Origin of the sequence: Streptomyces sp. NPDC006487 (assembly GCF_042870555.1) — a bacterium.
Classification (GTDB): domain Bacteria; phylum Actinomycetota; class Actinomycetes; order Streptomycetales; family Streptomycetaceae; genus Streptomyces.
In genome coordinates this window covers 32443-53124 of record NZ_JBIAHN010000031.1, presented here as the reverse complement: position 1 = coordinate 53124, position 20682 = coordinate 32443, and the positions used below count along the sequence as shown (strand labels likewise).

Here is a 20682-nt window from a genome sequence, read left to right as displayed (position 1 = left end):
CGGGTCGGTGGTCCAGCGGGCGCAGGCCAGGCCCGAGCTGCGGTTGGTACCGGTGGTCGGGGCGTTGTCCGCACCGGCGAGGGTGAAGGTGCCCGGCTCGTCGACACGCTTGGGGTGACCACCGGTGGTACCGGAGGCCGGGAAGTCGGTCGAGGTCACCGATGCGGAGGGGGCACTCCGGTCGACGAAGAAGTAGCACCGCTCACTGTCGGCGCTCCACAGGGTGTCGTCCTGCGTGTTCGAGAACCAGTAGTACTTGTGCCCGTCCTTCAGGGCCCCGAAGTGGGCGGTGACATCGCCGGAAGAGCTGTTCCAGCCGGTGTTGACGTACTGGGCGCTGCCGTTGTCGTCCTCGTCGACGAGCGCGAAGTTCGTCTGCAGCAGGCGCCCGGTGGGCGACTGGGTGAAGACCTTCACCGAGGTGTCGGAGTTGAGGCCGACCCACCCAGGGTTGTCCCAGGCGTTCACGGCGCCGGCGGTGCGGCAGGCGGCGTAGGTGCCGGTGGCGGCGAAACCGGGGGTGGGTTCGGTGCGCGGGTTGCTGATGGTCGGACGGATGTCGTACGTGACCGTGACGTGCGGGCTGTTGCTGAACCGCTGCCGGTAGTACATGTTGCCTTCGTCGTCCGGCGCGAAGCCGAACGTGAAGTGGGGCCACTTGTCGCGGGCGGCGTTGCGCATCTGGGTGGTGACGTCGTACTGGACGTCACCCGTTCCCGAGATGTTGATGCCGCCGATCTTGACGCAGTTGCCGCCCATGCGCGAGTTCTTGTCGCAGGGCTGGTTGTTCCACGTGGTCGGGTTGTTGATGGGACCGGTCTGGTACAGGCCCATCGGCGTGGCCGTGCTGGGGCTGGAGGAGGAGACGACGGTGGCGTGGAGCCGGGCGTCGATGACCTCGGTGTCGTAGATCGTCGAATTGATTCCGACCTGGAAGTAGGCGCGCTCGCGGCCCTTGCGGGTGCAGGTCGAGTATCCGCAGTAGCCGGCGGCGGGGGTGTTCTGACCGTCGGAGGTGCCGTTGAACTCGTTGGTGTCCGGGTACGCCTCCTGGACCTGCGACCAGGCACGCGTGGTGTTGTTCGCGGAGGGGTTGACGCCCGGGTCGATGTACCAGGGGCCGGTGCCCTGGCCGAGGAGCGAGGTGTCGGGGATCAGGTCGATGCCGGTGGCATCGGCCTTGACGCCGATGGGCTTGACGTTGGCGGTGTCGCCGGGGGCGTCCGCGCTGGAGGCGATGACCCGGTCGGCGGAGGCCGGCGCCGACGACGGGGCGTCCGATCCGCTCGAGCCGCTCGCGGCGGCGGACTTGCCGCTCTTGCTACCGCCCTGGGGGGCGGCCGCCTCGGGGGTGGCCTTCTTCGTGGAGTCCCACATGAAGGAGGTGGGGCTGGTGAAGCGGGCCTTGCCCTGGGCGTCGTTGAAGCTGATGTTGCCGGCTGCGTCGGCGGTGGTCTTCAGCCCGGGGGCGTCGACGCCGAGGCGGATCTTCTTCAGCGCCGGGTTCGCTGCGGCCTGCGCGGTGTGGACGATCAGGACCTGGCTCCAGCCACCGAGCCGGGTGGCGGTCAGACGCAGGTCGACGTCGGGCAGGACGTTCTCGTAGAGCGCGTCATTGCCCTCGAGGGTGGGCTTGGGCAGCTTGAAGGGCGTCTTGAAGGCCAGCTTCTTGCCGTCGGCCGTGCCCATCGTCGCCATCGGGCCGCTACCGCCACCGGAGATGCGGAGCGGAGAGGGAACGACCGCCGGGGATATGGTCCCGTCGGCGTTCACCCGGAGCGTGGTGTCGATCGCCTTCCACGACCCGTTCGCCTGCTTCACCCGCTCCGGAGTGGCCGTGGCATCCGTGGTGAGCGTGCCGCCGGGGTTGGCGAACGTCTGGGAGTCGGCAGTGGTCAGAACCTCGATCGCCACCGCCTTTCCGGTGCGCTTGGCTTGGGCCAACGCGGCTTCCACGGCCTTCTGCTGGGCGGTCGGAGCAGCCTTGGGGGCGGGCTTCGGCGCGGGGCTCGGTGAGCCGGCCGCGAAGGCACTCGGAGCGGTGATCAGTCCGGCCCCGAGGGACAGCACAACGGCGCCGGCGAGGGGAAGCATCGCGGCTGTGGATGCCGGCCGACGTCGGAGGGCCCCGGGCCTGGGGTCCTGGGATGAAGAAGATGGCCTCACGGGCAGAGGTCCTCGCTATGCGCGTCGGTGAACGAAGGTCACGCGCACGTTCCTCGATGGCCGAAAGTCTGTCAAAAAATGCGCCAGCCAATATGTCGGGTTCGCGGGAATAAGGATCGCGTTGGCTGGCAAGTGACATTGATCATGTAAGGGAATGCTAAAGAAAATCTGTACGAAGGAATGCCCCTCTCCTTAGGGTGCCGCTGTCCGAACTGTGCCTGAAGCGGACCTTGTCATTCCTTTTTCATGGGGGGATTTTGTTGTCTCGTCAGGGTGGTTTGCATTCGCGCGTGCGCGCGATGCGACCACGTGTTGCGATGGTCGCCGTGCTTGCGGTGTTCATCTCCGGCCTGGGCTTGCCCGCGGTCGAAGCGGTGGCGAAGCCGCCGAAGGTGTGGGTGCCGCCGAATACGGCGCTCCCGCAGACCAAGCCCGTCAAGGGCTCGAATGCCAAGCCCGTCAACGCCAAGGCGCCGGCCGGCAAGGCGTGGAAGCCGGATGCGAAGGCGAAGGCCCCGTCCGGTTCCGCGACCGTTCCGCTCAATGCGGCGGGGACGTCGGCGACCGCGGGCGGCGGCAAGTCGGTCCAGGCCGGCTCTTTGCCCGTGTGGGTTGCTCCTGCCAAGGGTCCGAACCGTTCCGCGAAACTGTCGGAACTCGCCACCTCCGGTTCCGGTTCTGGTGAGGGTTCGCTTCGGGTGGAGGTGAAGGACGAGGCGAAGACGCGTGCGGCGGGTGTCGGGGGTGTCCTCGTCGCTCTGACCGATGCGGCGGGCAGCGCTGCTTCGGGCAAGGTCCAGGTCGGTTTCGACGTCGCGGCGTTGGCGAAGACGACTGGCGCGAACTGGGCGGACCGTGCGCGTGTGGTGCGTCTTCCCGACTGCGCGCTGACGACTCCGGGCGCGAAGGGCTGCACGGCCCGGACCCCGGTCGCTTCCCGCAAGGACGCCTCGGGCCGTCTGGTCGCGGAGATCGACGCACCCAAGACGAAGACCGGTACGTTCAAGTCGGCGTCGGCGGATGCCCCGCAGATGCTGTCGACGCAGGCGGTCGCGCTTGCGGTGGAGGCGGGTCCGTCGGGTGCGAGCGGTGACTTCACCGCGACCCCGATCGCGCCGTCGATGTCGTGGCAGGCCGGATCGAATGCCGCGAACTTCACCTACGGCTACACCGTCGAGGTCCCCTCATCCATCGCGGGCCCGGGACCGGACATGGGTCTGGCATACGACTCGTCTTCGATCGACGGCCGTACGGCGTCGACGAACGCGCAGACGTCGGGTTTCGGTGAGGGCTGGGACTGGAGTCCGGGCTCGATCTCGCGTTCTTACAAGGGCTGCAAGGACGCGGGGATAGCCGAGTCGGGTGACGAGTGCTGGGCTGGAGACATCCTGTCCCTGAACCTGTCCGGCCACTCGGGCCAGATCGTCCGCGACGACACGTCGTGTGAGTATCACCTCCAGGGTGAGGACGGCACGAAGATCGAGCGTCTGACCGGGCAGCGCAACGCCGCCTGGAAGGGTGAGGGCTTCAAGGTCACCACGACCGACGGAACCCAGTACTACTTCGGCTCCAACCGCCTCCCGGGCGGGGACGGCACCGACCCCGAGGCCAAATCCGTCTCCACGGTCCCCGTCTACTTCAACAGTGGTCAGGACAAGTGCCTGGGCGCGACGACTCCCGCGAACGGTACGTGGCAGCAGCTGGGCTGGCAGTGGAACCTCGACTACGTCGTGGACCCGCACCAGAACCTGGTCTCCTACCGCTACGAGCAGGAGGACAACTACTACGGGCGTGGCGGTGGCCAGAACGGCGGCACCGGCACCAACACGAAGTACCAGCGCGGTAGCTACCCGACCTGGATCGGCTACGGCCAGCGCCTGCCCGAGCAGATCGCGGCGAAGGGCGCCGCGAAGCCGGCTGCCCAGATCACCATCAAGAACGCTGAACGCTGCGTCGTGATCGGGGCCGTCACCTGCACGGACACCGCCCAGCGCGTCAAGGCGAACGCGAAGTCGTGGCCGGACACTCCGATCGACCAGGAGTGCGCGGCCACCGGTCAGTGCCTGAACCTGTCCCCGACGTACTTCACGACGAAGAAGCACCCGCAGATCTACACCGAGGTGTGGACGGGCACGGCGTGGCGCACGGTCGACACCTACGACCTGACGCAGTCCTTCCAGGACCCGGGTGACGGCACGTCGCCGACGCTGTGGATCGACAAGATCGAGCGGACCGGTTCGAACGGCAAGACCGCGATCAAGCTTCCCGCGGTGTCGTTCCAGGCGACGCAGTTCCCCAACCGTGTCGACGGTGTGGTCCGCCGCCCGGACGGTACGGACGCCTCGGCTCCGAGCTACCGTCGCCCGCGGATCCAGACGATCACCACCGAGACCGGTGGCCAGATCAACGTCGCGTACAAGGCCCCGGAGTGCTCGCGCCTCAACGGCACGATGCCGTCCTCCGAGGACGGCAACACGATGGCCTGCATGCCGGTCAAGTGGTACCTGCCCGGCCAGTCCTTCGCGGACCCGGTCAACGACTGGTTCAACAAGGTCATCGTCCAGTCCGTGACCCAGCAGGACAAGGTCGGCGGCCAGGTCTCCACCGTCACCGACTACGAGTACGGCGGCGGCATCGCCTGGCACCGCAACGACTCCGAGTTCACCGACCCCAAGACCCGCACCTGGGACCAGTTCCGCGGCTACGCCACCGTCACCACCCGCACCGGTAACGGCAACGCGAGCGAAGCCCCGCGCACCAAGAGCGTGGCGACGTATCTGCGCGGCATGGACGGCGACGTCCTCGCCAACGGCACCAAGCGCAGCATCAGCATCCCTGACGCGCAGGGCGGGACGATCAAGGACGAAGAAGTCCTGTCCGGCTTCGTCCGCCAGACCCAGACCTACGACCGCGACGGCGGCGTCGTAGTCTCCGACGAGGTCACCACTCCGTGGATCGGCCCGGTCACCGCGACCCGCAACCAGTCCGCCGGCATGCCGCCGATCACCGCTCAGGCAGTGAACACCGCCAAGGTCACCTCGCGTGCAAAGCTCGCCGGTGGTAACTGGCGCACCAGCGAGCGGACGTCGAAGTACGACGGGACGTCGGTGACGCGCCCGACCGAAATCGACGACAACAGCGACACATCGCGCACCGATCAGCGTCTGTGCACCACCTTCGAGTACCCGACCGGCCCGGGCGGTGCGGTCACCGAGGTGGCTTCCCGCACCCTGGTCGTCTCGGGCGTCTGTGGTCAGACGCCGACCGCGGCCAACACGGTCGGTGACACCCGCTCGTACTTCGACGGGCTGCCCTACGGCCAGGTCGGCGCGACCGCGGACGGCACGGGCACGGAGGTCCTGGAGAAGTACGACACGGCCGGCAAGCCGGTCTACCGTCGCAACTCCACCTCCACCTACGACGCCTACGGCCGCGTCACCAGCAACACCAACAAGGTCCGCACCGACGCCACCCACCCCGGCGGCGCGGTCACCACGACCGAGTACTCCCCGGCCACCGGGGTGCTTCCCAACAGCGTCACGCACACCAACCCGCTGGGCTGGAAGTCCACCACCACCCTCGACATCGGCCGCTCGCAGCCGCTGAAGAGCACCGACGAGAACAACCACGTCGCAGAACGCGCATATGACGCGCTCGGGCGGGTCGTCTCGATCTGGCAGCCGGGCCAGGAACGCGCCAACAACGCACTCCCGGTGCGCAAGTACTCGTACACGATGAACGGCACCAACGCGCCGTCGGCCGTTCTGAGCCAGGCGCTCATGAACGACAACAGCTACACCTCCACATACTCGATCTACGACGGCCTCGGCCGGGTCCGCCAGACCCAGGCCACCGCACCTTCCGGTGTCGCCGGCCGGATGATCACGGACGCGCTGTTCGACTCCCACGGCTGGCAGACCAAGACCAGCTCGGCCTACTACACCGACCAGGGCGCGCCGTCCGCAGCCGTGTTCCTGCCCAACGGCGGGGTCCAGCCCGACAGCAAGATCCCGTTCCAGAGTGTCCAGGTCTTCGACGGCCTCGGCCGGGTCACCGCATCCATCTCCCAGTCGTTCGGCGTGGAGCAGTCCCGCACCAAGACCGAGTACCCGGGCGCGGACGAGACCCGTCAGATCCCGCCGGCCGGCGGTTTCGCCACGGCGACGATCACCAACGGCACCACCTCGATCCTGCGCCAGTACAAGGCCAGCACTCCGAGTGGTGCGTACGACGACACGACGTACGTGTCCAACAGCCAGGGCAAGGAGCTGTCGCGGAAGGACTCCGCCGGCAACGAGTGGACCTTCGCCTACGACCTCCTGGGCCGCGTGGTGAAGACCACCGACCCCGACTCGGGCACCAGCACCACCGTCTACGACGACAGCAAGAGCCTCGTCACCACGACCGACGCCCGACTCAAGAGCGCCACCACGGTCAGCGACCTCCTCGGTCGCCCGGTGGCGACGTACGAGGGCACGGCCGTCGACCCGGCCAAGCAGGTCGGCGAATTCACCTACGACGCCAAGAAGCTCGGCAAGCCCCACACCACCACCCGCTACGTGGGCGGCAAGACGGGCAGCGCCTACGTCACCGAGGTCACCGGCTACGACGGCGGCTACCGCACCCTCGGCACCAAGGTCACCATCCCCGTGGCGGAGAAGGAACTCGCCGGCACCTACGAAACGACCAACACCTACGACGCCTACGGGCAGCTGAAGACCACCGCCCTGCCGGGTATCTCCAAGGCCGGCCTCGGCGTCGAGACGCTGACGTACGGTACCGATGTCGCGGGCAACCTGACCTCGCTCGGCGGCAAGATCGGGCTCACCAGGACCCCGTACCTCGTGGACGTGCGCTACGACCCCTACGGGCGGGCCATCCGTTCCACGGTCGGTGACACCGGCATGCAGGTCGTTTCCACGATGGACTACGACGCGGGCAGTGCCCGTCCGGTCCGCTCGACCCTGGACAAGCAGACGGCCGCGACCGCGAGCGTGGACGTCCTGGACTACACCTACAACAAGGTCGGCCAGCTGACCTCGATCGGTGACACCCAGGACGGCACCGGCCGCGACCTCCAGTGCTTCAGCCACGACTACCTGGGACGGCTGACCCAGGCCTGGACCGACACCGGCACCCAGACCACGGCCCCCGCACCCAGCGTCCGCGGTATCGGCGGCTGCACCAACAGCTCCGGCCCGGCGGTCGACGGCACGGGCAAGCCCAGTGTCGGCGGTCCTGCTCCGTACTGGCAGCAGTACGAGTACGACGCGATGGGCAACCGCAAGAAGCTGGTGAAGAAGGACGTCACCGGCAACGCGGCCAAGGACGTCACCACTACCCAGACGTTCGGCACCGGGCCCAACACTCCGTCCTCCGACCCGAAGACGGGCGGAGGCACGGGCGGCCCGCACGCGCTGATGTCCTCGACCGAGACCGGCCCGTCCGGAACCAAGGTCACCTCCTACACCTACGACCAGTCCGGCAACACCGCCGGCATCACCAACACCGCCGGCACCAAGACCCTGACCTGGAACGGCCAGGGCAAGCTCGACAGGATCGTCGGTACCGGTGAGAGCGCCGGCACCAGGTACCTCTACGACACCGCGGGCAATCAGCTCATCCGCCGCGATCCCACCAGCACCACGCTGAACCTCGGCTCCGACCAGATCACCTTGGACACGGCCAGCGGCAAGGTATCCAACGTCCGCTCTTACGGCACGCCCGGCGGCCTGACGGTCACCCGCACCACCAGCACCACCAGCGGCTCCGCACTCACCTACCAGAGCTCGGACCACCACGGCACCGGCGGAGTCCAGCTCAAGGCCTCCGACCTCACCCACGTCCGCCGCGCCTCCGACCCGTTCGGCAACGAACGCGGCACCCAGCCCGCACCCGGCGCCTGGGCCGGAGACAAGGGATTCGTCGGCGGCACCAAGGAGAAGTCCACCGGATTCACCCTCCTCGGCGCCCGCGAATACGACCCCACCACCGGCCGCTTCATCAGTCCCGACCCGATCATCAACGCGGGTAATCCCCAGCAGTGGAACGCGTACGCGTACTCCGAGAACGATCCTGTCAACAAGTCCGACCCGACGGGCCTGGAGAGCTGTTTCGGAGCCGGCTACTGCTCGGGCAGCAACGGATCTGACCTCGGCTCCACATACGACCCGGACTGGTACGAAAAGCACCCTGGACAGGATGAAGAAGGACCCTCCGACACAGAGCTCAAGACGGCCACGAAGAAGGTCAACGAGGCCAAGAAGAAGCGCGACAAGCTGATCGACGAAGTCATCGACGTGGTCGGTGACCTGATCGGATACAACGACGCCCGGGACTGCTTCACCAAGGGCGACGTGATGGCCTGCATCAACACGGCCCTGAACTTCGTCCCCTGGGGCAAGCTCGTCAAGGCCGTCAAGGTCGGCATCAAGGCCTTCAAGATCTACAAGGAGATGAACAAGGCCTACGACGCCATCCACGAGGCCGAACGCGGAGCCTCAAAGGCAGCCGAGGCCTACAGCACCGCGAAGAAGGCATTCAAGGAAGCACGCGACGCCGAGGCCAAGGCAGCCCAAGCCGCATCGGAGAAGGCCGCCAAGGAATCCGCGAGTGACAGCGCGGGAACCCAGGCGAAATCAGTGGCCGACGAAGCCGACGCCGCGAAGAACACCGGCGGAGGCGACGCCCCGACGGCTTCGGGCAAGTGCAACAGTTTCCCCACCGGTGTGCAGGTCCTGATGGCCGACGGTACGGCCAAGTCCATCGAGGACGTCAAGGACGGCGACGTGGTCATGGCCACCGACCCGCAGACCGGCGAAACCCTTCCCAAGACCGTCACCACCACCATCACCACCCCCGACGACAAGGAATTCACCGACCTCACCCTCACCGACGAGGCAAGCCCCCGCGGCCCGCCCGCGAAGATCACCTCCACCTACCACCACCCCTACTGGAGCGAAACCCGCAACCAGTGGGTCGACGCCGGCGAACTCACCACCGGTGAACGGCTCCGTCAGCCGGGCGGCACCACCCTCACCGTCACGGCGACGCGTAACTACCCCCACGCCGTCACCACCCACAACCTCACCGTCAGCGACTTCCACACCTACTATGTGCTCGCAGGCGCCACCCCGGCCCTCGTCCACAACTGCCCGCTTTACGATGCGACGGACGCCGATCTCATAGCGGCGGCGCTCAAGCAGATTCCGCCGAAGAAGGGGAAGCCGTGGCAGAACGAATTCCACATGACCGAGGCCGGAAGGTCTCTGCAGAAGCACACCGACCCGATTAGTCGGACGCCCGACCACATCAAGAAGTATGCACCCTTCCTGCATGGCGCCAACCGGCAAAATGCTTATGCCGCTCTGAATAGAGGGGGAGAGGAACTCGTGGGCGAAATCGTGAACAGCCCGAACGCCGTCAGACAGCTTCTGCCCGCAGCGGCCCATTACGGTGGATTGCACTACGAGATCACGGATAGCGTAACGAAACGGGGCGCCCGCTGGAGCCTTCGCGGTGGCATAGTCCAATTCGAAGGATGGATATGAGATTCTTCTCCGTTCAAGATCGAAAATTCGTCGCTCTGATCGTCCTGAGTGACCACAACGAATTCGACGCAATGGAAGTTGCCGAGATTTTCGACGGCGGTTTGCGAGGTGAGCTCCTACTGGAGTTCAGGCTGGATTCCAATTCGGCTCGCCTGAGCACCATCGGTCCGGAGGTCGAGATCCCTCTGCTCAGGGCTTCTCTTGAGATCTTTCGGCAAGAGTTCCTCGCTCCGAGAGAGGCCGCAGGTCTTCCCTGCCCGCAGTGGTAGTGGCTGACGCTCGTCCGTAGAAACCCGATGGGGCGTGACTCGAAGAGTCACGCCCCATCGGCGTTGAGCAGGGTTACCCGGAATGCCGGATCAGCATTCGATGACGTTGACCGCCAGGCCGCCGCGGGCGGTTTCCTTGTACTTGACCTTCATGTCGGCGCCCGTCTCCTTCATGGTCTTGATGACCTTGTCGAGGGAGACCTTGTGGGTGCCGTCGCCGCGCATCGCCATCTTGGCCGCGGTGACGGCCTTGACCGCCGCCATGCCGTTGCGCTCGATGCAGGGGATCTGGACGAGGCCGCCGACCGGGTCGCAGGTCAGGCCGAGGTTGTGCTCCATGCCGATCTCGGCCGCGTTCTCGACCTGCTCCGGGGTGCCGCCCAGGACCTCGGCCAGCGCGCCGGCCGCCATCGAGCAGGCCGAGCCGACCTCGCCCTGGCAGCCGACCTCGGCGCCGGAGATCGAGGCGTTCTCCTTGAAGAGCATGCCGATCGCGCCCGCGGCCAGGAGGAAGCGGACCACGCCGTCCTCGTCCGCGCCCGGCACGAAGTTCATGTAGTAGTGCAGGACGGCGGGCAGGACCCCCGCTGCGCCGTTCGTCGGAGCGGTGACGACCCGGCCGCCGGCCGCGTTCTCCTCGTTGACCGCCATCGCGTAGATGGTGGCCCACTCGCTGCGGTGCATCATCGGGTCGCCCTCGGTGCGCAGCTGGCGCGCCGTGGAGGCGGCCCGGCGCTTGACCCGCAGGCCGCCGGGGAGGATGCCCTCGCGGGACATGCCGCGCGAGACGCAGGCCTGCATGACGCGCCAGATCTCCAGGAGGCCCTCGCGGATCTCGTCCTCGGTGCGCCAGGCCTTCTCGTTCTCCAGCATCATCGAGGAGATCGACAGGCCGGTCTCGTTCGCGAGGCGGAGCATCTCGTCACCACTGCGGAAGGGGTACTTCAGCGGGGTGTCGTCGAGCTTGATCCGGTCCTCGCCGACCGCGTCCTCGTCCACGACGAACCCGCCGCCGACCGAGTAGTAGGTCTTCTCCAGCAGCGGGGTGCCCGCCTCGTCGTACGCGAAGAGCGTCATGCCGTTCGCGTGGTACGGGAGCGAGCGCCGGCGGTGCAGGATCAGCTGGTTCGGCTCGTCGAAGGCGATCTCGTGGCCGTCACCTATTTCGGTGCCGAGCAGGCGCAGGCGGCCCGTCCGGCGGATGCGCTCGACTTCGGCGTCGGCGGTCTCCACGTTCACGGTGCGGGGGGAGTGGCCCTCCAGACCCAGCAGGACCGCCTTGGGGGTGCCGTGGCCGTGCCCGGTGGCGCCGAGCGAGCCGAAGAGCTCGGCGCGGACCGAGGCGGTCTGGGCGAGGACGCCGTCCTTCTTGAGCCGGGTCACGAACATGCGCGCGGCGCGCATCGGTCCGACGGTGTGGGAGGAAGAGGGACCGATGCCGATCGAGAAGAGATCGAAGACGGAGATGGCCACGGTTGCGGACTCCTATGTCTGCTCGTGGGTGGGAAGCGTGGGCAGGAGAGGCGGATCGGGAAGATCGGGTTGATCGGGGGCGATCTGCGGATTTTGTCCGGCAGCCGAGCTTAACGCGGTGAGGTGAACAGCTCGGCCGCCGGACGGGTCGGGGAGGGGGTGCTCAGGCGTGGCTCAGTTCGCGCTCCGGTGCGGCGGCCGCGTCGGCCTCCCCGGTGGGGGCGTTCAGGACCGGGTCCGGGCCCGGCAGGCCCGCGTAGTGGGCCTTGACCCCGGACCGTACGGCCCAGAAGTAGAAGCCCAGGGCGGAGACGGCCACGAGGGCGATGTCCACGCCGCCGGGGATGAGCCCGCTGCCGCCGAACTCGCTGCTGCCGAGTGCCGACAGCGTGCCCAGCCACAGCAGGAAGGCGATCATCCACCAGGCCGGGGCGAACTGCTTGGCCAGGTTCTTCTCGCCCTTGCGCTTGAGCACCACGGCCGCGATCGGGGCGGCGACCAGGGTGAGGAGCACCACCTTGCCGGTGTCCGGCCACTTGGACCAGTACAGGGCGCAGGCGGCGAAGGCGAAGGTGACCGGGCAAAGGATCTTGGCCGCGGGCAGGCGGAAGGGGCGCGGCAGCTCGGGCTTCGTCTTGCGGAAGACGCCGACCGCGATCGGGCCGATCAGGTACGAGACCACCATCGCGGCGGAGACCACGCTGGCCAGGGCCTCCCAGCTGTGGCCGACGGTGACCAGCAGCAGGATCGAGAAGCCGAGGTTCAGCCACATCGCGGGGCGCGCGGTGCCGTACTTCGGGTGGACCTCGCGGATCTTCTTCGGGAAGAAGCCGGTGTCCGCGAGGTTCTGCGCCATGTAGGAGGCCGATGCGACGTTGCCGATGTTGGCGCCGGACGGGGAGATGAAGGCACCGAACTGGAGCATCGTGACGACCCAGTGCAGCATCAGCATCTTGGCCAGGTCGGCGAACGGCGAGGAGAAGTTGATGCCGCTCCAGCCGCCGGCCTCGGCCAGTTTCTCCGGCGGGACACCGCCGATGAAGGCGATCTGCAGGGCCAGGTAGATGACCAGGCCGAGGGAGAGCGCGCCGACCAGCGCCAGCGGAATGGCGCGGCCGGGGTTCTTGGCGGCGCCGCCGAGGTTGACGACGGCCTGGAAGCCGTTGAAGGCGAAGACCACGCCGGAGGTGGTGACGGCGGTCATGACCGCGGACCAGCCGTTGGGCGCGAAGCCGCCGTGGTCGGTGAAGTTGCCGGCGTGGAAGCCGGAGGCGATCAGGGCGATCACGGCGAGTACCGGGATGGCGAACTTGACCAGGGTGAGGAGGTTGTTCGCCTTGGCGAGCAGCGCGACCGACCAGTAGCAGGCCAGCCACAGCGCGACCGTCAGGAACAGCGCCATCGCCATGCCGGAGGTGGTCAGGCCGCCGTTCTCGACGAGGCCCTTGGCCCAGCCGAAGTTCCAGGAGGACATGTACTGCGTACCGGCGATGGACTCGATCGGGATCAGTGCGGCGATGGCGATCCAGACCGCCCAGCCGGTGATGAAGCCCAGCACCGGCCCGTGCGAGATGGTGCCGAAGCGGGCCATCGAGCCGGGCAGCGGGTAGGCGGCGCCCACCTCCGCGTAGGACATGGCGATCATGCCGATGAAGACGGCGCCGATGACCCAGGCGATGATCGCCGCGGGCCCCGCGACCGCGGCGGCCTGGCCGGCCCCGAAGAGCCACCCCGATCCGAAGATCGAGCCGAGGCCGATCATGATCAGGGCGAAGAGACTGAGTCCCTTCTTGTTCGCTGCGCTCATGTCCATGGGGTGTGCTGTCCGTCCTGCCAGGGGGGTGCGGTCGTTCCTTTATCCGGAGCCTATTTGCCATTTTTTGGATGATTCAGTGGCAATGGGCCGCATCCGCCTGGGGCTTTGGTCATGAAAGGGGCCCGGCCCTGTGCACAACAAGACCGGGCCCTCTCAGGCCGGCGCCTAGAGCGTCGGGTACAGCGGGAACTTCGCGGCGAGCGCAGAGACGCGCGCCTTGAGGTCGTCCGCGTCGTAGGCGGGCTTCAGCGCCTGCGCGATGATCTCGGCGACCTCGGTGAAGGCCTCGGCGTCGAAACCGCGGGTGGCCAGCGCCGGCGTACCGATCCGCAGACCCGAGGTGACCATCGGCGGCCGCGGGTCGTTCGGGATGGCGTTGCGGTTGACCGTGATGCCGACCTCGTGGAGGCGGTCCTCGGCCTGCTGGCCGTCCAGCTCGGAGTTGCGCAGGTCGACCAGGACCAGGTGCACGTCGGTGCCGCCGGTGAGGACGTCCACGCCCACGGCCTTGACGTCGTCCTGGACCAGACGGGCGGCGAGGATCTTCGCACCCTCGAGGGTGCGCTCCTGGCGCTCCTTGAACTCGGGCGAGGCCGCCACGAGGAAGGAGACCGCCTTGGCCGCGATCACGTGCTCCAGCGGGCCGCCCTGCTGACCCGGGAAGACCGCGGAGTTGATCTTCTTGGCCAGCTCCTGCGTCGACAGGATGACACCGCCGCGCGGACCGCCGAGGGTCTTGTGCGTGGTGGTGGTCACGACGTGGGCGTGCGGCACCGGGTTCGGGTGCAGACCCGCGGCGACCAGGCCGGCGAAGTGCGCCATGTCGACCATCAGGTACGCGCCGACCTCGTCCGCGATGCGGCGGAAGGCGGCGAAGTCGAGCTGGCGCGGGTAGGCGGACCAGCCCGCGACGATCAGCTGCGGCTTGGACTCCTTGGCGAGGCGCTCGACCTCGGCCATGTCGACCTCGCCGGTCTCGTCGACGTGGTACGGGACCACGTTGTAGAGCTTGCCGGAGAAGTTGATCTTCATGCCGTGGGTCAGGTGCCCGCCGTGGGCCAGGTTCAGGCCCATGATCGTGTCGCCCGGCTTGATCAGCGCGAACATCGCGGCCGCGTTGGCCTGCGCACCCGAGTGGGGCTGCACGTTCGCGGCCTCGGCGCCGAAGAGCGCCTTGATGCGGTCGATCGCGATCTGCTCGACCACGTCGACGTGCTCACAGCCGCCGTAGTAGCGGCGGCCGGGGTAGCCCTCGGCGTACTTGTTGGTCAGGACCGAGCCCTGGGCCTCCATGACGGCGACCGGAGCGAAGTTCTCCGACGCGATCATTTCCAGGGTGGACTGCTGGCGCACGAGTTCGGCGTCGACGGCGGCGGCGACGTCCGGGTCGAGCTCGTGGAGGGGAGTGTTCAGTACAGACATCAGGGTTCCCTGGGTCAGTTGCCGGAGGTGAGCTTGGCGTACTCGTCGACGGAGAGCAGGTCGGCCGGCTCCTCCGTGACGCGCACCTTGAAGAGCCAGCCGCCCTCGAACGGGGCCGAGTTCACCAGGGCCGGGTCGTCGATGACGTCCTGGTTGGACTCGACGATCTCGCCGGTGACGGGGGAGTACAGGTCGCTGACCGACTTGGTCGACTCCAGCTCGCCGCAGGTCTCGCCCGCGGTCACCGTGTCGCCCACCTCGGGAAGCTGGGCGTAGACGACGTCACCGAGCGCGTTGGCCGCGAACTCCGTGATGCCGACCGTCGAGACGCCGTCGACGGCGTCCGACAGCCACTCGTGCTCCTTGCTGAAACGCAGCTGCTGGGGGTTGCTCATGACCTGATTCTCCTGGATGCGGGGGAGTGGATACGAACGGTGGTCGTGCGGACCGGCGCGAAGCGCCGTCCAGCGGTGCGACGCGGCGTGGTGCGGTACGGGGCTACTTCTGCCGCTTGTAGAACGGCAGGGCCACGACCTCGTACGCCTCATGCGTACCGCGAATGTCCACGCCGACACCGGAGGTGCCGGGCGCGGCGTGCGCCGCGTCGACATAGGCCATCGCGATCGGCTTGCCCAGCGTCGGGGACGGGGCGCCCGAGGTGACCTCGCCGACGACCTGGCCGTCGAAGGTCACGGAGAAGCCGGCGCGCGGAACGCGGCGGCCCTCGGCGATCAGGCCGACCAGCTTGCGCGGCGGGTTGGAGGCGGCGCGCTCGGCGGCGGCCTCCAGGGCGGCGCGGCCGACGAAGTCGCCCTCCTTCTCGAACTTCACGACCCGGCCCAGCCCCGCGTCGAACGGGGTGAGGGAGGTGGTCAGCTCGTGCCCGTACAGCGGCATGCCCGCTTCCAGGCGCAGGGTGTCGCGGCAGGACAGACCGGCCGGGACCAGGCCGACGCCCTCGCCCGCCTTGGTCAGCGCCTGCCACAGCTCCACGGCGTGCTCGGGGGCGACGAACAGCTCGAAGCCGTCCTCGCCGGTGTAGCCGGTGCGCGCGATCAGCGCGGGCACCCCGGCGACCGTGCCGGGCAGGCCGGCGTAGTACTTCAGCCCGTCCAGGTCGGCGTCGGTGAGCGAGGCGAGGATGCCGGGGGACTCCGGACCCTGCACCGCGAGCAGCGCGTACGCGTCGCGGTCGTCGCGGACCTCGGCGTCGAAGCCGGCGGCGCGCTCGGTGATCGCGTCCAGGACGACCTGGGCGTTGGAGGCGTTCGCGACGACCATGTACTCGGTCTCGCCCAGGCGGTAGACGATCAGGTCGTCGAGGATCCCGCCGTCCTCCTGGCAGATGTGCGTGTAGCGGGCGCGGCCGACGCCGACGGTGGAGATGTTGCCGACCAGGGCGTAGTCCAGGACCTTGACGGCCTCCGGGCCGGTCAGGGTGATCTCGCCCATGTGGGAGAGGTCGAAGAGACCGGCCTTGGTGCGGACGGCGTTGTGCTCGTCGCGCTCGCTGGCGTACCGCAGGGGCATGTCCCAGCCCGCGAAATCGGTCATGGTCGCACCGAGAGAACGGTGCAGCGCATCGAGGGCGGTCAGGCGGGGGGCAGTGCTCATGGGTGTGGCTCCCGGGTCCCAGGGCATGACATGACGAGGAGGAGTTCCTCCCCATCTGTCATCGGAACCTGAGAGGTTCGCCGAGAGTTCCCCGCTTCCAGGGGAAGGCCATCGACTTGCACCTTGGGTGGAACCGTCGCCGTGGCCCTTACGGGCGGTGGCGCGGCTCGCTTTTCAGATCTGCCTCATCCACGCGGTACGGGGCCTGAGAGATTCAAGGGAGGTACTTGCTCCTTCGGCGCCCGGGCACCGCCTTGCGGCGTGCCGGGACTCTCCCGCGCGGATTCAAGCGGCCGGTATGCAGTTAGGTGTCCAGATGGCGCACATCATTGCACGGCGTGCGGCCGAATGGGGGAGGGGGTCGCAAGCGGAGCGGACTCCGAGCGGAAACCGGAGCGGACCCGGAGCGGAACCGGTGGCACCGGATTACCGTCTCTTTACACTCAGGGGGACCGGGTCCAGGCGACCCGTCGCGGGGGAGGCGAGCACTGTGCGGAGATTCGGAGTACTGGCGGCGACGAACACCGGCACCGTCGAGAGCGCGGTGGCAGGAGTGCCGTCGCAGCGCGGCGCCGTGCGGGACCCCGCGGCGGCCGGAGCGGCGGGGGAGCCCGCAGCGGTACGGGACCTGCGCGGAGCCGAGGGCCCGCGGCGGCTGCGCTTCGCCGAGGGGGACGTCGTGGTGGTATCCGGCCTCCCCGGCGGCGGCAAGAGCACCCTGATCAAGCGGGCCGCCGAGGGCGGCGGCATCGACTCCCAGGACGCCCGCGAGCGCTGGGAGCGCCGGATGCCGGCCGCCCTGCCCTACGCGGTGTACCGGCCCGCGGTCCGGATCGCGCACTACTGGGGCCTGTGGCGGGTGCTCCGCTCCGGGGCCCCGGCCGTCGTCCACGACTGCGGTACGCAGAGCTGGGTACGGGCGCTGCTGGCCTCGGCGGCCCGCCGGCGCGGCCGCGCGCTGCACCTGGTGCTGCTGGACACCACCCCGGAGGAGGCCAGGGCCGGGCAGGCGGCGCGGGGCCGGGGCGTGTCGGCGTACGCCTTCGCCCGGCACCGGGGCGCGGTGGCCCGGCTGCTGCGCGAGGCCGAGGCGGGCCGCCCGCCCGCCGGCTGCGCGTCGGTGACCCTGCTGGACCGCCCGGCGGCGTCCCGGCTGACGTCGATCGGCTTCCACTAGCGGCGCCGGCCCCCGACGCGGGTGGCCCCCGACGCGGGTGGCCCCGGGCGCGGGCGGCCCCCGGTCGGTGTGTCGCGGGCGCCCGTTAATCTCGGGTCGATATCCAGGGCAAGCGAGCGGAGACGTACATGTGGCCGGGTAACGAGCTGGAGCAGGTGCTCGGGGCGGCGCTCGGACAGGCGGACGCCGGAGGGCGGATCCTCGAGGTCCTCGGACGGAGCCACCTGTGGATCCCGCTGCCCGGCGGGGTGAACAGCCTCAGCCTGCCCACCATGGACATCGACGGCGCCGCGTACGTGCCCGTCTACAGCTCCGAGGAGCAGTTCCGCGCCTGCGCCGGACCCGCCATGGACTTCGCCGTCGCCCCCGCCGTGGACTTCGCCCGGGGCCTGCCCCCGCAGCTCGGCCTCGCGGTCAACCCCGAGGGCTCCGTCGGCGTGCCCCTGCCCCCGCCGGCCGTCGCGGAGCTCTGCCGCACCGGCCGAGGCCCGCTCGACGGCCCCGCCACCGGCGGCCGGGTCCGGCTCTTCGAGCCCGACTGGCAGGAGGACCCGGTGGAGTTCCTGGCCGCCGCCGCGGAGGAGTTCCGGGCCACCGGAGTCGTCGCCTCCGCGCACCGCTGCCTCGCCAGCGTCGAGGGCGGCTCGCCGGAGCTCTACATCGGAGTCCACCTGGTGGGATGGGAGCCCGACATGCGAAACGCCCCGATGGACGCGCTGGGCCGCGCCCTGACCCGCGTACCGCCGCCCTGGCCTGTGCAGTTGATCCTGCTCGATGCCGCGGAAGACCCGGTGGTCGACTTCATCACCACGCGCGTACGCCCCTTCTACCTGCCGTAGTGACGCTTAAGCTGGTGGCCGACACGCGTGGACGACGGGCGGACGAACAGACGAAGAGGGGTACCGGGTGAGTGCGTCAGGCACGGCCGCGGTCGGGCAGGTCGAGCACATGCTGCGCCAGGTGACTCCCGGGCGCTACGAGAGCTACGAGTCCCTCCTGCACGCCCTGGCCGAGGGACGGCTGTGGATGCTCCTCTGGCAGGGGCAGCCCGGCTCCCCGGAGGCCCAGTACGGCGGCATGGAGGTCGAGGGCCTCGGGTACGCGCCCTGCGTGACCTCGCCGCAGGAGCTGGCCGCCAGCGGCTGGAACCGCGGGTACGAGGTGGTCACCGGCCGGGACATCGCCCGCGCCCTCTACCCCGACCGCTGGGGGCTGTGGCTCAATCCGCACGCCCAGGGCGGCGGCGTCGGCATTCCCTGGGCCGACCTGCGGCGGATCGCCACCGGGCTGGACCGGATGCCGGCCGGTCCGCTGCGGCTGTCCGAGCCCGCCATCGAGCTGCCGCAGTTCTACGGGCTGCTCACGCGGCACGCGCACCGCACGCCCGCCGTCCGCTCGCTGCGCCGCGCCTGGGTGCAGCCCGCGCTGGGGTCCCCGTACCTCGCCGTCGGGCTCGACCTGTACGACGCCTCCGCGCACGCGCTGGAATCCGTACGGGAAATGATGCGCCAGTCGGTCGGCGCGGTCCCCGAGGGAGTACCCGTCTGCACGGTCGCGCTGGCGGACGAACACGACCCCGTGGCGATGTGGCTGCGGGCGCAGACCCGCCCCTTCTACGACCGCGAGGGACAGGCGCCCGCCTACTGACAGGTCCCGCTCGCCGAGTCGTCCCGCTCGTTGAGACATGGGGACCAAGCCACACCAGGCCGCACGGAACAGTCGTTCCGTGCGGCCTTTGCGTTGTCCTGATTTCGACGTTGATGTACGCCCAATAGGCATGCTCGTAGGCCGAGTTGGGCGCCATGTCCGATTCCGTACCGAACGGGATGTCTTGGTCCGCTGAGATGACAGTGAAGTCCGGATAACGGGAACTCGACCCTCAGATCACGGTTGCGCATCCATTCACCTGCGGGTCTGGCGGCTGATCGAGCGCCCGATGAAGACTCCCCACCCAAGAGCGGGTCAGTCCTCCAAGGGCTGTTCCGCCGCAGGAAATCCGCGCACCCGTACCTCGCACTCCGAGCGCCACTCCGCACCAACGCCGCCACAGCGGCGGGCATGGGCCGGCCCACCCGTCGGCCGAGAGGGGTCCCCACCACGATGACGGCACCACTGCACGACATGAGCGCGGAGACACCCGCACCCGTGTCCGTAGCCGACGTCCCCGCCAAGGCCATCGAAGGCCGTTCGCCCGGCCGCATCGCCTGGATGCGGCTCAAGCGCGACAAGGTCGCGCTGGCCGGCGGTTTCGTCGTGCTCCTGCTGATCCTCGTCGCACTCTTCGCGCCGCTGATCGTCAGCGCGTTCGGCCACCCTCCCGAGGAGCTGCACGAAGACCTGCTGGACCCGCTGCTGGGCCTGCCGGCCGGCGACTACGGCGGCATGAGCGGCGACTTCCTGCTCGGCATCGAGCCGGTCAACGGCCGCGACGTGTTCAGCCGGATCGTCTACGGCGCCCGCATCTCGCTGCTGGTCGCCTTCCTGTCCGCCTTCGTGGCGGTCTCGATGGGCACCTTCTTCGGCATCGTCGCCGGCTACTTCGGCGGCTGGGTCGACGCGGCCATCAGCCGGGTCATGGACCTGCTGCTCGCCTTCCCGCAGCTGCTCTTCATCATCGCGCTGATCTCGGTCGTCCCCGGCAAGCTCTGGGGCTTCGAGGGATCGGGCCTGCGGATCGCCGTCCTGGTCCTGGTGATCGGGTTCTTCGGCTGGCCCTACATCGGCCGCATCGTCCGCGGACAGACCCTGTCGCTGCGCGAACGGGAGTACGTCGAAGCGGCGCGGAGCCTGGGCGCGGGCCGGATGTACATCCTCTTCCGCGAGCTGCTCCCGAACCTGGTGGCCCCGATCACCGTCTACGCGACGCTGATGATCCCCACCAACGTGCTGACCGAGGCCGCGCTCAGCTTCCTGGGCGTCGGCGTCAAGCCGCCCACGCCGTCCTGGGGCGAGACCCTCTCGACGGCCGTGCGGACCTATGAGGACGATCCGCTCTTCATGATCTTCCCCGGCGTGGCGATCTTCATCACCGTGCTGGCCTTCAACCTCTTCGGCGACGGCGTCCGCGACGCCCTCGACCCGAAGGGCTCCCGTTAGCCGTCCCCGCAGGTCATCCCGCAGGGCACCCGTAGGTCAGAACCGCAGGGCACACCGGAACCCGGCTTCGTACCGGAATCACAACGGAGGGTTGCGAGC

Annotated in this window: 11 protein-coding genes, 1 pseudogene and 1 riboswitch; of the genes and pseudogenes, 6 read left to right on the top strand and 6 right to left on the bottom strand. The window is 68.8% G+C overall.

Annotated features, from left to right (window positions below; genetic code table 11):
* Positions 1-2094, bottom strand: a pseudogene (locus ACFYM0_RS36615) (hypothetical protein); the annotation flags it as partial.
* Between the two features lie 371 nt (positions 2095-2465).
* Between ACFYM0_RS36615 and ACFYM0_RS36610 the strand changes: the two are divergent.
* Together ACFYM0_RS36610 and ACFYM0_RS36605 are read left to right on the top strand one after the other, a co-directional pair.
* Positions 2466-9716 carry a polymorphic toxin-type HINT domain-containing protein gene (locus ACFYM0_RS36610; RefSeq protein WP_388509665.1) on the top strand — a complete coding sequence of 2417 codons (7251 nt, stop codon included), beginning with the start codon at positions 2466-2468 and terminating at the stop codon, positions 9714-9716.
* Positions 9707-9985, top strand: a complete 279-nt coding sequence (locus ACFYM0_RS36605) for a hypothetical protein (protein WP_388509662.1) — start codon at positions 9707-9709, stop codon at positions 9983-9985. Before ACFYM0_RS36610 ends, ACFYM0_RS36605 begins: the two co-directional genes overlap by 10 nt.
* 90 nt (positions 9986-10075) lie before the next feature.
* On the opposite strand, the gene ACFYM0_RS36600 is transcribed toward ACFYM0_RS36605, so the two are convergent.
* From ACFYM0_RS36600 to gcvT, 5 genes are all read right to left on the bottom strand, one after another.
* Positions 10076-11458: an L-serine ammonia-lyase gene (locus ACFYM0_RS36600; RefSeq protein ID WP_388509660.1), complete on the bottom strand. Its 1383-nt coding sequence runs from the start codon at positions 11456-11458 to the stop codon at positions 10076-10078.
* Between the two features lie 163 nt (positions 11459-11621).
* Positions 11622-13271 (bottom strand): APC family permease, encoded by a 1650-nt coding sequence (locus ACFYM0_RS36595; protein ID WP_388509657.1) that lies wholly within the window; start codon positions 13269-13271, stop codon positions 11622-11624.
* Between the two features lie 168 nt (positions 13272-13439).
* Complete coding sequence (glyA, locus tag ACFYM0_RS36590; protein ID WP_266881241.1) at positions 13440-14696, bottom strand: serine hydroxymethyltransferase; 1257 nt, start codon at positions 14694-14696, stop codon at positions 13440-13442.
* A gap of 14 nt (positions 14697-14710) precedes the next feature.
* On the bottom strand, positions 14711-15091 hold the full coding sequence (gene gcvH, locus ACFYM0_RS36585) for a glycine cleavage system protein GcvH (RefSeq protein WP_327255054.1): 381 nt from the start codon (positions 15089-15091) through the stop codon (positions 14711-14713).
* Positions 15092-15194: 103 nt separating this feature from the next.
* A complete protein-coding gene (gene gcvT / locus ACFYM0_RS36580) occupies positions 15195-16310 on the bottom strand; it encodes a glycine cleavage system aminomethyltransferase GcvT (RefSeq protein WP_388509650.1) in 1116 nt (371 codons plus the stop codon).
* Positions 16311-16494: 184 nt separating this feature from the next.
* A riboswitch (glycine riboswitch) is annotated at positions 16495-16598 on the bottom strand.
* Positions 16599-16800: 202 nt separating this feature from the next.
* Between gcvT and ACFYM0_RS36575 the strand changes: the two genes are divergently transcribed.
* The 4 genes from ACFYM0_RS36575 to ACFYM0_RS36560 all read left to right on the top strand — a co-directional run bounded on the left by ACFYM0_RS36575 (position 16801) and on the right by ACFYM0_RS36560 (position 20583).
* Entirely contained in the window at positions 16801-17487 is a 687-nt protein-coding gene (locus ACFYM0_RS36575) for an AAA family ATPase (protein ID WP_388509647.1), read from the top strand.
* Positions 17488-17615: 128 nt separating this feature from the next.
* Complete coding sequence (locus ACFYM0_RS36570) at positions 17616-18326, top strand: enhanced serine sensitivity protein SseB (RefSeq protein ID WP_388509644.1); 711 nt, start codon at positions 17616-17618, stop codon at positions 18324-18326.
* Between the two features lie 67 nt (positions 18327-18393).
* On the top strand, positions 18394-19134 hold the full coding sequence (locus tag ACFYM0_RS36565; protein ID WP_388509641.1) for an enhanced serine sensitivity protein SseB C-terminal domain-containing protein: 741 nt from the start codon (positions 18394-18396) through the stop codon (positions 19132-19134).
* Positions 19135-19587: 453 nt separating this feature from the next.
* Positions 19588-20583: an ABC transporter permease gene (locus ACFYM0_RS36560; protein WP_388509638.1), complete on the top strand. Its 996-nt coding sequence runs from the start codon at positions 19588-19590 to the stop codon at positions 20581-20583.
* Positions 20584-20682 lie beyond the last annotated feature (99 nt).

Coding starts and splice junctions, on each gene's coding strand:
- ACFYM0_RS36610 (WP_388509665.1), top strand. CDS start 2,466: ATGCGACCACGTGTTGCGATGGTCGCCGTGCTTGCGGTGTTCATCTCC.
- ACFYM0_RS36605 (WP_388509662.1), top strand. CDS start 9,707: ATGGATATGAGATTCTTCTCCGTTCAAGATCGAAAATTCGTCGCTCTG.
- ACFYM0_RS36595 (WP_388509657.1), bottom strand. CDS start 13,271: ATGGACATGAGCGCAGCGAACAAGAAGGGACTCAGTCTCTTCGCCCTG.
- glyA (WP_266881241.1), bottom strand. CDS start 14,696: ATGTCTGTACTGAACACTCCCCTCCACGAGCTCGACCCGGACGTCGCC.
- gcvH (WP_327255054.1), bottom strand. CDS start 15,091: ATGAGCAACCCCCAGCAGCTGCGTTTCAGCAAGGAGCACGAGTGGCTG.
- gcvT (WP_388509650.1), bottom strand. CDS start 16,310: ATGAGCACTGCCCCCCGCCTGACCGCCCTCGATGCGCTGCACCGTTCT.
- ACFYM0_RS36570 (WP_388509644.1), top strand. CDS start 17,616: ATGTGGCCGGGTAACGAGCTGGAGCAGGTGCTCGGGGCGGCGCTCGGA.
- ACFYM0_RS36560 (WP_388509638.1), top strand. CDS start 19,588: ATGACGGCACCACTGCACGACATGAGCGCGGAGACACCCGCACCCGTG.